Origin of the sequence: Sphingomonas citricola, from assembly GCF_019429535.1 — a bacterium.
Classification (GTDB): Bacteria; Pseudomonadota; Alphaproteobacteria; order Sphingomonadales; family Sphingomonadaceae; genus Sphingomonas; species Sphingomonas citricola.
This window is the reverse complement of record NZ_JAHXZM010000003.1, coordinates 153,304-167,089: the sequence shown is the minus strand read 5'-3', so window position 1 is coordinate 167,089 and position 13,786 is coordinate 153,304. Positions and strand designations below refer to the sequence as shown.

12 protein-coding genes are annotated in these 13,786 nt (G+C 68.8%); 1 reads left to right on the top strand and 11 read right to left on the bottom strand.

The genetic code is table 11. The annotated features are described in order from the left end of the window. Positions 1-35: 35 nt before the first annotated feature. The 10 genes from gspL to KZ810_RS08415 all read right to left on the bottom strand — a co-directional run bounded on the left by gspL (position 36) and on the right by KZ810_RS08415 (position 10,197). Entirely contained in the window at positions 36-1,145 is a 1,110-nt protein-coding gene (gene gspL, locus KZ810_RS08460) for a type II secretion system protein GspL (protein WP_219768617.1), read from the bottom strand. After that, the gene (gene gspK, locus KZ810_RS08455; protein ID WP_219768616.1) at positions 1,142-2,110 is read right to left on the bottom strand and encodes a type II secretion system minor pseudopilin GspK; all 969 of its coding nucleotides are present in this window, start codon (positions 2,108-2,110) and stop codon (positions 1,142-1,144) included. Before gspK ends, gspL begins: the two co-directional genes overlap by 4 nt. After that, entirely contained in the window at positions 2,097-2,774 is a 678-nt protein-coding gene (gspJ, locus tag KZ810_RS08450; protein WP_219768614.1) for a type II secretion system minor pseudopilin GspJ, read from the bottom strand. The genes gspK and gspJ overlap by 14 nt, the downstream gene beginning before the upstream one ends. Then, positions 2,771-3,196, bottom strand: coding sequence for a type II secretion system minor pseudopilin GspI (gene gspI, locus KZ810_RS08445; RefSeq protein ID WP_219768613.1), 426 nt, complete (start codon positions 3,194-3,196; stop codon positions 2,771-2,773). Before gspI ends, gspJ begins: the two co-directional genes overlap by 4 nt. Continuing rightward, entirely contained in the window at positions 3,183-3,701 is a 519-nt protein-coding gene (locus KZ810_RS08440) for a GspH/FimT family pseudopilin (RefSeq protein WP_308461518.1), read from the bottom strand. The genes gspI and KZ810_RS08440 overlap by 14 nt, the downstream gene beginning before the upstream one ends. 27 nt (positions 3,702-3,728) lie before the next feature. Further along, positions 3,729-4,166, bottom strand: coding sequence for a type II secretion system major pseudopilin GspG (gene gspG / locus KZ810_RS08435; RefSeq protein WP_219768611.1), 438 nt, complete (start codon positions 4,164-4,166; stop codon positions 3,729-3,731). Between the two features lie 8 nt (positions 4,167-4,174). Then, complete coding sequence (gene gspF / locus KZ810_RS08430; RefSeq protein WP_219768609.1) at positions 4,175-5,398, bottom strand: type II secretion system inner membrane protein GspF; 1,224 nt, start codon at positions 5,396-5,398, stop codon at positions 4,175-4,177. A 109-nt stretch (positions 5,399-5,507) separates the two neighbouring features. Then, positions 5,508-7,136: a GspE/PulE family protein gene (locus KZ810_RS08425; RefSeq protein ID WP_219768607.1), complete on the bottom strand. Its 1,629-nt coding sequence runs from the start codon at positions 7,134-7,136 to the stop codon at positions 5,508-5,510. Continuing rightward, entirely contained in the window at positions 7,133-9,370 is a 2,238-nt protein-coding gene (gene gspD, locus KZ810_RS08420) for a type II secretion system secretin GspD (protein ID WP_219768606.1), read from the bottom strand. Before gspD ends, KZ810_RS08425 begins: the two co-directional genes overlap by 4 nt. After that, complete coding sequence (locus tag KZ810_RS08415; protein ID WP_219768605.1) at positions 9,370-10,197, bottom strand: type II secretion system protein N; 828 nt, start codon at positions 10,195-10,197, stop codon at positions 9,370-9,372. The genes gspD and KZ810_RS08415 overlap by 1 nt, the downstream gene beginning before the upstream one ends. Before the next feature lie 119 nt (positions 10,198-10,316). Between KZ810_RS08415 and KZ810_RS08410 the strand changes: the two genes are divergently transcribed. Beyond that, on the top strand, positions 10,317-10,946 hold the full coding sequence (locus KZ810_RS08410; RefSeq protein ID WP_219768604.1) for a prolyl hydroxylase family protein: 630 nt from the start codon (positions 10,317-10,319) through the stop codon (positions 10,944-10,946). Between the two features lie 113 nt (positions 10,947-11,059). Here the strand turns inward: KZ810_RS08410 and KZ810_RS08405 are convergent, their stop codons facing one another. Further along, positions 11,060-13,777: a TonB-dependent receptor domain-containing protein gene (locus KZ810_RS08405; protein ID WP_219768602.1), complete on the bottom strand. Its 2,718-nt coding sequence runs from the start codon at positions 13,775-13,777 to the stop codon at positions 11,060-11,062. Positions 13,778-13,786: the final 9 nt, after the last annotated feature.

The following is a 13,786-nucleotide window of genomic DNA, read 5'->3' as shown; positions in this document are numbered from 1 at the left end:
CGCTCCCCGCTTCGTCCGGCGCGTCGTTGGATACATCACGGTGCCACCGTCAGGTCGCCCGACAACCGGCCGCCTGCCTGCTGGAACACCCCGCTCGTCACGGTGAAGCCCGCCCGTTCCAACTGCGTCTTGACGGTATTCGCCTGCCCCTCACCCGCGACCGACAGCGACACGCGCAGCGCGCCGTTCGGCTGGAAATCGAGGGCGGTCACCTCGCTGTCGGGTACCGCCTGCACGATCTGGTACACCGCCGCGGCGGTGCGGCTGAACCCGCTGCCGGGTCCGCGCAGCCGTGACAGCCGCTCGCCCAGCATTCGCGCCGAATCGCCCTCGCCGCTGCCGCGCGGCAATCCCTGTCGCGCGATCGCGTCGGCGCGCGCTTCCATCGCGTCGGCACCGATCGAGTAGCGCGCGATCCGAACCAGATCGATCGCCAGCGTCGCGAGCAGGATCATCGCGACAAGCAGCCCCAGCCGCCGGACCAGCGCCCAGTCGATCGACCGCCGCGTCCGCCGCGCGAACGGGCCTTGCCTCAGGTCGAGCGGCCACGCGGATGCCGCACTCGCCGCGGCGCGCCATACCTCGTCGCGTGCCAGCAGGACCGGCTCGGCGTCGCCGACGATCAACTCGGTCAATCGCGCCTCGTCGGCGAACCCGGCCGAGCGCCCGCGTATCACCGCCTGTCCGGCGACATCGCCGCGCAACCATCCCTCCTCGGGCTCGGGCAGCAGCAGCGGCGCGGGGACGACCGCGACCGGATCGACACCGCGCGCGTTCATTTCAGCGAGCCACGCCGCCATCCGCTCGGGTGCGACGACCGCGATCGCGCGTTCCTCGGCATCGACGCCCGCGCGCGGCTCGCCCACCGCAACGTGCAGGTCCGCGGGCGTCGCGGTCGCGTCGCTCACCACGATCCGCGCCGCCGCCGCCGCCTGCGCCGCCGATCGTGCGGGGATCGCGGCCCAGTGGAGCGTCACCGCATCGGCAGGGGCCACCGCGACGACGGGCGCGCTCGCGTCTGCGTCGCCGTCGGGCGGCGGCATTCCCTCGCCCTCGTCGACCACGTCCGCGCCGTCGCGGAACCGCCACCAGCGCCACGGCTGGTCTGCCCCCTGGGGCACGAAGAGGAGCGTCGCCGCGGTCATGATACGTCGCCCCATTGCCGCGCAACGAGCCGCGCGGGAAGGGTCCGCGCGTCGATCAATCCCTGTTCATGCAATTCCGCGCCGTTCGCGACCACGTCGATCGTCAGCGCGAACCACCCCGTCTTCACCCCCGTCTGCCCCTTTCCATCCATCGCCGGCGTCCCCGCCCCGGCGAGCGACAGCGCGTTCCACACCGGATCGGTCGATCCGTAACCCTGCTCGGGCCGCCGCAGCAGGACGCCGCGCGCCGCCTCGACCCCGCCGCCCGTCTCGATCAGCATCGCGAGCAACGGTGCCTGCTCGGGCAGCAGCGTGTTGACGTTGATCGTCGCGCGGTCGACCGTCGGCAACGTGCACAGCCACGGACGCAGCATCTGATACTGCTCCGCGGTCACCCCCGATACCGCGCGAAGCTCGCTCACGTCCGCCATCAGCGTCCCTGCGGTGCGATAACCGCGGTACGCGCCGTCCTCCGCGCCGCCCGGCAGCGCGACATCGTCCGAATCGATGAAGTCGGCGGTCGCCGCGGGGATCGCGTCGCCCTGCGGCACGCGCAGCAACCGGATCAGCCGCTGGAATTGCAGCAGCGTCTGGTTGTTCGCGGCGTAGCTGCCGTCGTCGCCGCGTATCACCAGGCTGTTCAAATTGAAGCAATTGCCCCCGTCGCGCACCCGCGCGGTCGCGACCCCGCCGGGGATCGGCAATCCGAACGGCCGGTCGCTCCACCCGCCAAGCAGCGCGACGCGGTCGCCCGCCTTGCTCAGCAACCCCGTCACCCGCGTCGTCGCCAGCGTCTCGGCGGCGTAAGCGTAACCGCGCGCGGCATCGAGCGCGCCCGCATTGGCGGTGAGCCGCGTCGACACGCGCAACCGTTCCAGCGCGGTCGCCGCCAGCACCGCGATCACCGCGACGAGCAGCAGCACCGTCAACAGCGCCGCGCCGCGCTCGCCGTCACCGCGGCGCATTGGGGCTCGGCGTCGGGGTGGGCGTGGGAGCGGGTGACGCGCCACCACCCGGCGCGCCATTCTGCCGTGCGCGCGGCGCGCCGGTACCGACCAGGAACATCATGCGGTAGCTGCGACCATCCTCGCGCACTAGCGTCAGCTCGGCCGCCTGCGGCAGGGCGGCGACGGGGGTCCCCTCCCAGCGATCGCTCCACGCGCCGGCATAGCGGAACCGCCATGTCGCCTGCCGCACCCCCTCGACGATCAACGCCGCGGGGAGTGGTGCCGCGCCGTCGAGCGCGGGGTACCCGACGCGCTCGATCCCGCCCGCGGTCAGTTGATATTCGACCTTCTGCAACGTCGCGCGCGGCGACTGGTCGATGTTGCTCCACCCGCCGCGCACCAGCCGCAGCATCGGCACCTGCCCCGATCCGCCGGTGAAGGCGGGCAGCCGCGTCCCGTTCTGATCGCGCGTCGGACGGTCGACCGCCTGCGCCAGATCGGCGGTCAGGATCGACGACAGCCGGTTGATCGCGCCGATATCGTCCAGCGCCGCGCCCGACGCCCCTTGCGCACGCACGCTGAACGCCAGCAACGCGACACCCGCGGCGGCGATCATGCCGAAGATCATCAGCGCGATCATGACCTCGATCAGCGTGAAGCCCGCCTCGCTCGTGTCTCTCACTGCTGGACGCTCGCCAGTTGCGCGGGCGGGCGGATCATCGTCACGCGGCCCAGCACCGCGCCCTGACTGTCCGCGACCGCCACGTCGACGCGCATCACGTCGCCATCCCCGATCGCGCGCACGTCACGCACCCAGCGCCACGCGCGTCCGCCGTTCTGCTCCGCGCCGCTCACGCGTCCGCGCGTCGGCGGCTGCACCTCGCTCACCGCCTCCACCGCGACGTTGCGCGCGACGATCTGCGCCAACATCGTCGATTGCAGCAACGCCGTCGACCGGATCGTCGCCCCCTCCAACCGGATCAGCGCCAGCGCCGCGAGACTGAACACGGCGAGCGCGACCATGATCTCGATCAACGTAAAGCCGTGTTCGGCGGAACGCCCCGTCGACGTGAAGCCGCCATCCCGACGCCTAGCCCGCGACACGGACGCTCCCGTCCGCCGCGATCGCGACGTTCGCGCTCGTCCCGTCGCGCCGGAGCGACACAGTCAGCGATCGGTCAGCGAGCCCGGTTGTGTCGAACGTCACCCGCTCGCGCAACACCCCCGTCGCACCCGTTCCCTGGCTCCAGCGCTCGACCCGCAACGGCTTCTCGACCATCGCCGCCCAGCGCCCGCCGCGCCATTGGTCGAAGCCGTAGCCAGTCGGCGTCACCCATACGCTCACCGGACGCGCATCGATGATCGCGCTGTCGTGCGCCGCACGCACCCGTGTCGCGAAGCGCGCCGCCTCGTCCATCAACCGCCCGCGCGGATCAGGCATCGCCAGCACTGCGACCGCGGAAGCGAGCCCGATGATCGTCACGACGACCATCAGCTCGATCAGCGTAAAACCCCGCTCGGCCGGGCCAGGCTCCGACGTCGAGCCCCGCTCTGCCGGGCTACGCTCCGACGTTAAGCGCCATTCGGCCGCGCTAGGGGACGACGGCATGAGATCAGCCCGCGCCCGCCGCCGGCCTTACTGCCAGCTGCCGATGTCGGCATTGATCCCCTCGCCGCCGTCCTTGCCATCGGCGCCGAGCGTCCACACGTCCGCCGCACCGTGCTGCCCGGGCGAAGCGTATAGGTACGGACGGTTCCACGGATCTTCGGGCAAGCGCTTGATATATCCGCCCGCCTGATAGCGCGACGCATCCACCCCCGCGGGCGCACTGGCCAGCGCCTGCAACCCCTGCGAAGTTGTCGGATAGCTGCCCTGCTGGAGACGGTACATCTCCAGCCCCTGTTCGATCGTCGCGATGTCGGCCTTCGCCTTCTGGATGCGCGCAGTGTCGCCCGAGGGCAGCACGTTCAACGCGACGATCGTCGCGAGCAGACCGATGATGACGATCACCACCATCAGTTCGACGAGCGTGAAGCCGTTCTTCCGCCGGCGCTTCTTTTGTTCGGTACGCATAATCTCTCTCACTGTCCGGCAAGCGTGTTGAGCTGGAGGATCGGAAGCAGGATGGATAGCACGATCGTGGCGACGATACCGCCCATCACGACGATGATCAGCGGTTCGAGCAGCGACAGTGCGGTTGCAGTGAAGCGGTCGAACTCGCGCTCCATGTAATCGGCCGCGCGCTCGAGCATCTCGTCGAGCCGCCCCGCCGCCTCGCCCGACGCCGCCAGATAGACGAGTAGCGGCGGGAACACCGCCGTCCGCCGCATCGCCGCCGACAGGCTGCCGCCGCCGCGGATCGCGTCGGTGATCTCGTCCGACGCCGCCTTCAACCTCCGGTTGTGGATTGTCCCCGCGGTGAGGTTGAGCCCCTCCAGCAACGGCAACCGGCTCGCCACCATCGTCGACAGCGTCCGCGCCATCCGCGCCGCATGCAGGTCGCGCAGCAATCGCCCGACTAGCGGTACGCGCAGCAGCCAGGTGTCGAACGCCAGCCGGATCGGCGGCTGCCGCAGCGCCGCCCAGGCGCCGAGCCCCACCAGCACCAGCACCAGCAGCATCGCCCACCAATAACCCGTGATCGCCGACGACAGCGCAATCACCATTCGGGTGAGGAACGGCAGTTCCTGCCCGACGGTATCGAACTGCTCGACCACCTGCGGCACCACGAACGCCATCAACGCGATCACCACCCCCATCGCGACGGTCGCAAGCACCGCGGGATAAGCCATGGCGGTGAACAGCTTGCCACGTATCTCCGCCTGCCGTTCGAGCAGCAGCGACAATCGCTCCATGATCTCGGGCAGCGATCCCGAACTCTCCCCCGCCGCGACCATCGCGCGGTAGAGCGGCGGGAAGCTCTTGGGCTCGCGCGCCATTGCGTCGGCGAGCCTGCGCCCCTCGGTCACGCCGGCGTGGACGTTCTGGACGATCACGCGCACGCGCTCCTGCTCGGTCTGGCGCGACACGGTGCGCAGGCTTTCTTCCAGCGGCGACACGCGGTTGAGCGTCGCCAACTGCCGCGTGAACAGCGTCAACTGCTTGCCCGACATCTTCGCACGTCCGAGCTCGAGCCCGAACAGCGGCCGCCCCTTGCTCGCCGGTGCGCTGCCCGCCTCGATCTTGACGACGAACAACCGCCGTCGGTCGAGCACCGCCCGCGCCGCCTCGACTGACGCCGCGGCGACGTGTCCGCGTGCCTCGTTGCCGCGCGTGTCGATCGCGACGTAATCGAAGTCAGCCATCTATCCTCCCCTGTAAGGGGAGGGGGACCAGCCGAAGGCTGGTGGAGGGGGAGTCGGCTGGACGCGACATCTGATCAGGCGGATGAGACTGCCTCTACGGGACGTCACCTCAATGCGCATCCGCGATCGCCGCTTCGGCCGCGTCCGCCACGACCAGCCGCTCGTGCGGCGTGTCGGTCGCGTCCGCCCGGCTGACGCGCACCGCTTCCTCCGCGGTCGTGCGTCCTTCCTCGACCAGCCGCCGTGCCGCGCCCGCGAGCGTATCGCGCGCCGGATCGGCGAAGGCGTGACGCGCGATCGCATCCTCGTCGCCGCCGTCGTTGATCAGCCGGCGGATCACCGGATCGACCCGCACCGCTTCGTACACGCCGATCCGTCCGCGAAAGCCCGTCCGGTTGCACTCCTCGCACCCGACCGCCCCGTAGACCACAGCATCGGGGGCGATCCCGAGCAGCGGCGCCACCGTCTCGCGCGCCGGCACCGCGCGGCGGCACGTCGGGCACAGCCGCCTGACCAGCCGCTGCGCGATCACCGCGCGCAGCGTCGAGGCGAGCAGAAACGGCTCGACCTTCATGTCGCGCATCCGCGTGATCGCGCCGACCGCGTCGTTGGTGTGGACGGTGGAGAGCACGAGGTGCCCGGTCAGCGACGCCTGCACCGCGATCTCGGCGGTTTCGCGGTCGCGGATCTCGCCGATCATCACCGTGTCGGGGTCCTGTCGCAGGATCGCGCGCAGCCCGGCAGCGAAGGTCAACCCGACCTTCGCGTTGACCTGCGTCTGCCCCACCCCCTCGACCGCGTATTCGACCGGGTCCTCGACCGTCAGGATGTTGCGGCTGCCGTCGTTCAGCAATCGCAGCGCAGCGTATAGCGTCGTCGTCTTGCCGCTGCCAGTCGGCCCGGTCACCAGCACGATCCCGTTCGGCACCGATATCGCCTCGCGCAGCAGCGCGTTCATCTCCGCGCTCATGCCCAGCGCGTCGAGGTCGATCCCCGCATTCTCCTTGTCGAGGATACGCAACACCACGCGTTCGCCCGCGCGCGCTGGCAGCGTCGAGACACGCACGTCGAGCAACTTGCCCCCCAGCGTCAGCCCCATGCGCCCGTCCTGCGGTACGCGCCGCTCGGCAATGTCGAGCCGCGCCATCACCTTGATGCGGCTGACGACGACGGGCGCGACGTGCGGCGGCATCCTCAGTGTCTCGCGCAGCACGCCGTCAATCCGCATACGAATGACCAGCCCCGTCTCGTACGGCTCGATATGGATGTCCGAGACGCCGTTGCGCGCCGCATCCGCAATCACGCCGTTGATCAACCGGATCGCCGGCGCATCGTCGGCGGTGTCAAGCAGGTCGTCCGCGGTCGGCAATCCTTCCGCCAGCAGGTCGAGTTCGTCGCCCATACCGACCGCTGCCGCCGCGGTCGCCTGCCCGTCCATCGCGTAATTGTCCGACAGCAGCCGGTCGAACGCCGCCGGCTCGATCACCACCACGTCGAATGCGCGCCCGAGTACGCGTCGCACCTCGATCAGCGCGCGCGGATCGCTCCCCTCGCGCAGCGCGACCTGGTCACCGTCGAGCGCGACGCCGAACTTGCGCGCGAAGGGATAGGGCAGATGCACCGGCGCCGTGGGCGGAACGATCTGCGGGACCTCGTCCAGCACCGCGTCCGCGTCGACCGGCACGATACCGCCCGACAGCGTCGGATCGATAGCGACCTCGGCGCCGGTGCGGATCATTTCGGCCGCGCCGGGATCGTCGACACCGAATTGCGGTACACCGGCACGCCGACGCGCGGATCCTCGATGCTGCCCGGCTGCCCCGCGGGCGGGATCGGCGGCGCCGCGCCCATGTAATCGCGCACCAGCGAGTCGATCGACGGCTCCGCCGCCGGGTCCTGCAACCCCTGCTGCAACCGCAGATAGCCGTAACGCTGCTCGGTCACGCGGCGATTGTCCGCCGCCGATCGGATCACGGTCGGGCGGATGAAGATCATCAGATTGGTCTTGGCGCGCGTCTTCGCCTTTGACTTGAACAGATTGCCCAGGACCGGAATGTCGCCCAGGAACGGAATCTTCTCGATCGTCCGGCGCTCCTCGTCCGACAGCAATCCGCCGATCACCCCGATCGCGCCGTCGTCGACGGTCAGCACCGTCTCGACCTCCCGCTTGTTGAGGATCAGGTCGGAATTGTCGCTCGACACCGGCCCCGCGATCGAACTGACCTCGATGTGCAGGTTGAGCTTGATCGTGCCGCTTGAGTTCACCTGCGGACGCACGTCAAGCCCGATGCCGACATTCTGCCGCTGCGTGGTGCGGAACGTGTTGTCGAAATTGTTCGACAGCGCCTGCCCCGTCGTGATCGGAATCTCCTGCCCGACCAGGCTGTGCGCTTCCTGATTGTCGAGCGTCATGATGTGCGGGACTTGTAGCAGGTTCGACTGGTTGTCGCTCTTCACCGCCTGGATGATCGCACCGAACAGCGTGTTGCCGATCGTCCCGCCGAACCCGGCGAGCCCGCCCGACGACTGGATGATCGAATTGATCGCCGATTGCGTCAGCGTGTCTGCCGCCGGCGAGGTACTGCGCGTCGTCGTCGTGCTGCCGTCGGTGTTGCGCGTAACCGTGGTCGAGGTCGCGAGCTGCTGCGCGCCGATCGCACCCGCGATTTGCAGGATGTTGGGCGCCGAGTTTGAGAAGGTCGACGCCCCGAACGCCCCGCCCGACAGGTTGCCGAGGATGAACTGCGCGCCCAGCCGGTTAATGGTCGAATCGGACACTTCCGCGACGATCGCCTCGACGAGCACCTGCGCGCGGCGCGTGTCGAGTTGCTGGATCACCTCGGTCAATTGCCGCTGGATGTCGCCCGGCGCCGCAATCACGATCGCGTTCGCGCCCGCGAAGCGCGTCACCACCGCCGCGGTTCGCCCGCCCTGCCCGGTGATCGCGGCCTGCTGCGGCTGGCTGCCGGTTTGCGGCGTCACGCTCTGCGGCTGGGTTGACCGCTGGAAGCTCGACGAATTCGACTGCTGGCTGATCGCCCCGCCCGTCGTCGGTCCCGTGCTGCTCGACCCGAAGTTCGCGCGACCGAGCGCTTGTTCCTGCACCGCATCGGGCTGCTGCCCGACGAGCTGCTGGAGCACCGGCAGCAATTGCGCGGCGTCGGCATTCTCCAGGAACACGACCTTGATCTCGTTGGCGTTGCGTGCCCGCGTGTCGAGGTCACGCGCCACCGCCACCAACCGCGCGACGGTGGAGGGATCACCGCGCAGCGCGACCGCGTTCGAACTCTCGATCGCGACCGCCGACGCGCCGCCCGGTGTCGCTCCCGGCTGCCCCCCGCCGCCGCCCGCACCGCCGCCGATCAACTGCGTTAGCGCGGTCGCGACTTCCTTGGCGTTCGCGTTCCTGAGCGCGACGATCCGGGTCGAGGCGACATCGGTATCGAACCGGCGCACCACCTCGCGCACGCGGCGGACGTTGTCGGCGAAATCGACCACCACCAGGCTGTTGCCGCCACGGTTCGCGGTCACCGACCCTTGTGCGCTCACCAGCGGGCGCACCGTGTCGACCGCCTGCGTCGCATCGGTCGAGCGCAGCCGGATGATCTCGGTCACCAACTGATTGCGCGCCGCGCCGCGCAGCCCGATCCGCCCCGGCTGGCTCGCCGCATTGTCGATCGGCTGGACGCGCAGCGCGCCGTTCGCGGTCGGCACCGCTACCAGCCCGTTCGCGCGCAAGGTGGACAGGAACACCTCGAAATATTCCGAGCGCGACAGCGGGCGGTCGGTCACCACCGTCACCTTGCCCTGCACGCGATTGTCGATGATGAACGTCCGCCCGGTCACCTTGGCCGCGTCGGCGATGAACGCGCGGATGTCGGCGTCGCGCACGTTCAACGTCGTCTGCGCGACGACCGGCGCGCCCGACAGCGCGCACGACGCGAGCAGCGCCGCAGATACGAGACGCCGCATCACCGCGCCCCTCCCGGCCCAATGCCCGGCCCAATGCCCGGTAACGTGACCGGCAGCGATTGCTCGCCGCGCTCGATCGTCACGCTGGTCGCCTGGCCGTTCTGCAATTGCTCCAGATCGGCCGCGCTGCCGATCGCGCGTCCCTGGATCGCGGTCACGACATCGCCGTCCTTCAATCCCGCCGCCTGAAAGGCGCCCTTGCCCTGCCCGCGCAGCGTCAGCCCGGTCACGCGCCCGCCGTCGATCCGCGGGATCGCCGACAGGTCGGCACGCAGATCGGCCGCCGCGGGCGTCGCACCGGCGGCTGCCGGCGGTGCGCCGGCCGCGGGCGTCGCCACCGGCGCGCTGCCGCCGTCTGACTGCGGCAGGAACAGGTTCTCGCTCGCGCCGCCGCGATCGAGTGTCACGTGATCGAACGCAACCGATTTCAACACTACACCCGGCGCCACTTCCTCACCCACGCTCACGCTTTTCTGTATCCCGTCAGGCCCCGCGATGATCGCCGACCCGCGTCCCTGTGCCTCGTCGATCCGCGTGCCGAACAGCGTCAATTGCAGCGAGGTCACCGCCGCCGCCTGCGTCTGCGCGCCGCTCACGCGGTAGAACGGATCGAAGCTCGCGAACACGCCCGCCGGGTCACCCGGCAGCACCGGACCCGCCGGCGCCCATGCACCCAGCGGCGCGATCGGCGTCACCACGGTCCACACCAGCCGCGCGCATTGCACCGCCAGCACGCCCAGCAGCGCGATCTCGGCGGCCGAATAGACATTCACCACGGGCACCCGCCGCAGGATCGCCCGCGCCCGGGCGTCGAACTTCAATCGCATGCGCTTTGGTAAACTCCCCGCCCCGCCGGCGCTAGGTCGGCGATGTTACAGCCGCGTGGCACGTTTGTGTAATATTTCTGCGTCTTGGGAACCGTTCGACGCGGCGTTAAAGACCGGTCATGGCCATCGACGCGATCACCGCTCATCTCTCCCGGCAGCGGGGCATCCAGAAACTGCCCAGCCTCAAGCTGACGCTGTTCGTCCAGCGCGGCTTTCTCGACGCCGCGACTTGCGCGGCGTTGTGTACCATGATCGATGCCAAGCGCCGCCCCTCGACGATCTCCGACCACAATGGCGACGCCGCCTTCCGCACCAGCGAGACGTGCGACCTGCCCGCGACCGACCCGCTCGTCGCCGCGGTTGATGCGCGCCTCGCCGCCTTCACCGGGCTCGATCCGCTCCACGGCGAACCGCTGCAAGGACAGCGTTACGCGCTCGGTCAGGAGTTCAAGGCGCACACCGATTATTTCGAGCCGAGCGGCGTCGACTTCCACCGTTATTGCTCGGTCGCGGGCAACCGCACCTGGACCGCGATGGTCTATCTGAACGAACCCGAGGCGGGCGGCGCGACGCGGTTCAAGGCGGTCGACAAGACGATCCAGCCCGAGACGGGCAAGCTCGTCTGCTGGAACAACCATCGTCCCGACGGGTCGCTCAACCCCGCGACGATCCACCACGGCATGAAGGTGCGCGCAGGCAACAAATACGTCATCACCAAATGGTACCGTGAACGGCCGTGGGGCTGGTGAGCCGACGAAATGGTCGCGCCCGCCGCTGATCACGCCGGACGGGGTCCGCGGCCATATCGACCGGCCTGAGCGAACGGGTGCCACGCCGGCACCCGCTCCCCATCATCCGGCCTTCAGAACTTCACGCCCAGCCCCAGCGATACCGAGGCGCCGACGTCGTAGCGGTTGTAGTAGATGCGCTGGCCGTCGAACTGCTGGTATTCCTTGTACGGCGTCGCGGTGACGTTACGCGCCTCGAACTTCACCTCGGTCTCGACCCCGGCGATCGTCACTCCCTCGCGCGCCACGAAATCGAGCCGGAAGCCCGGATATTCATACACGTCGGGCTGCGCGTTCGGGCCGCGCGTCGTCACCCGCTTCGAGGCGTAGTTGATCAGGAACGTCTGCTGCGACAGGCGGTCGGTGTCCTCCAGCCCTAGTTGCAGGTTGACCAGATGGTCCGACTGCCCGGTCAGCGGCGCACCGTCGCGGAAGAACAGGTTCGCGTCGCGCGACACGCCGTTGATCACCGTCTGGTCGCCGTCCTGCACCTTCAGCTTCGAATGGGTGTAGGTGTAGTTGGCGATCGTCAGGAACCGACGCGAGGCCCAGAATTCACCCCCCAGACCTTCGAGCGGGAAGTATTTCTGCAGCTCGACCTCGGCACCGTACAATTGCGCCTCGGGCGCGGTCGCGAAGCTGGTCTGGACCTGCCCGACGATCGCCGAATAGGTCTCGATCGGCTTGTCGATCTTTTTGTAGAAACCCGCCAGCGTGAAGCGCTGATCGCGCCCGAAGAACCATTCGTACCGCGCCTCGGCATTGTACAGCTGGCTGTCGACCAGCGAGTTGTTGCCGCGGAACAGGCGGTTGGTGTCGGTGTCGATATAGACCTGGCTGATCAGCTCGCGGAACTGCGGCCGTGCGATCGTCTTCGATCCGCTCGCGCGCAGCTGCATGCCGGGTTGCAATTCGTAGGTGACCGTCAGCGACGGCAGCCAGTAGTCCTTGTTCAGCCGCGTGTTGAGCGCCCCCGCCAGCCCCGGTAGCCCGGTGTTGAAGATGTCGACCGCGTTGACCGTCTGCTTCGCGGTTTCGTAGCGGACGCCCGCGGTCACGTTCAGTGCCGGGGTCAATTGCGCGATCACCTGGCCGTAGCCCGCGTGGGTGCGCAGCGCCGCGTCGAACGCCGCGGTACCGTCCTGCGCGGTCGTTTCCTGCAGGTAGATGCCGTATGCCTGGATCGTCTGATCGGCGAGGAGATAGTCCGGGCGCAATTGCTGGACCGGGATCGGCAGCGAATTGGCGAGGAAGCTGATCGCGCGCCGCGTCGAGGTCCGCTTGGTGTCGGTATAGGCGTAACCGACCCCCAGCTTGATCCCGCCGGTCAACGAATAGACGAGATCGGCGCCGCCCGACCACAGATCCTCGTTCAGGTCGCTGAACGCGACGTTCGCGCCGCCCTTGCCACCGGTGCCCAGGTTGTTGCTGTACTTGTTGCCGATCGGATCGAGCGGCAGGTTGGTGCGCACGTACAGGAATTCGCGCTCGTACGGCGCCTCGCGCTGCGAATTGGCGTAGCTGCCGCGCAGGTCGACCTTCAGGTCGTCGGTCGGCTTGAACTCGCCGGTCAATTGCGTGTCGATCAACTGCCGCTCGTACCAGGCGGTGTTTTGCAGCAGCAGGTCCTGCCCCGCACGGTCGAGGTCGAAACCGACGCCCAGCCGCGCCTGCTTGATCGTGTCGCGGACGTACAGGTTGGTCCAGCGGATCACGTTGTCGTCGAACTCGGCGTTGATCCCGAGCAGGCCGTTCACGACGACGCGATTGTCGGTGATCACGCGGTTGAAGCTGTTCTGCAGCACGCCCGCGTCGCCGACGCCGTTCGCGAACTGCTGCAATGTTTGACGCGTGCGCCACGTGTTGCCGATCCCCGCGGAGGCGAGCACGCCCAGCCGCAGCCCGCCCAGGTCGAAACTCGTGCCGCCCGTCAGGTTGCCCGAAAAGTTAATCGGCATCTGATACTGCGTCTGCAGCACCGACGTACGCGAATTGACCAGGCTGGTCGCGATCTCGCCCAGCTGCGCGCGCGAGAAGGTCGCGTTCTCGCCGATCGGCGACCCGCTGTTCAGCGCTGCCTGGAGCGGGCCCGGAATGTCGCGCGTGCCGTTGTCGAACCCGGTCCAGTCGGTCGGGCTCCCGTAATATACGTAGCCGAGATGTCCGGTGGTGTAACTGTCACCGCTGACCGAACCGGACAGGCTCAGGAACGGCTCGTTCGGGGTCGTCTTGGTCGTCAGGTTGATGACACCGCCGCCGAACTCGCCGGGGAAGTTCGCCGAATAGCTCTTCTGCACCAGGCTCGACGCGATCACGTCGGTCGGAAAGATGTCCAGCGGCACCACGCGGCGCAGCGGCTCGGGGCTGGGCAGCGGCGAACCGTTCAGCAGCGCCAGGCTGTAGCGATCGCCCAGACCACGAACGTAGACGAAACCGCTGCCGACGACCGACAGGCCGGTCACGCGCTGTAGCGCGCCCGCGATGTCGCCCTCGCCGGTGCGCGCGATATCCTCGGTCGACAGGACCGAGATCACCTGCGGCGCGTTCTGCACCGCATTGGTGCGTGCGCGGCCGACGACGACGATATCCTCGCCACCACCGGGGATCGACACCTGCGGCGCTTCGCTCGTCTCCGCCTCGTCCTGCGTCGGATTACCAGACGGGCTCGACGGCGTCGCGCCCGGTGCGCCGGTGGTCGGCGTGTTCGAGCCCGACGCCTGCGCGAAGGCCGGGCTAGCGAACAGGCACGTGGTCAACAAAAGGGCGCTCGCGAGCGGCAGCCGCTTGGACATCATTATTCC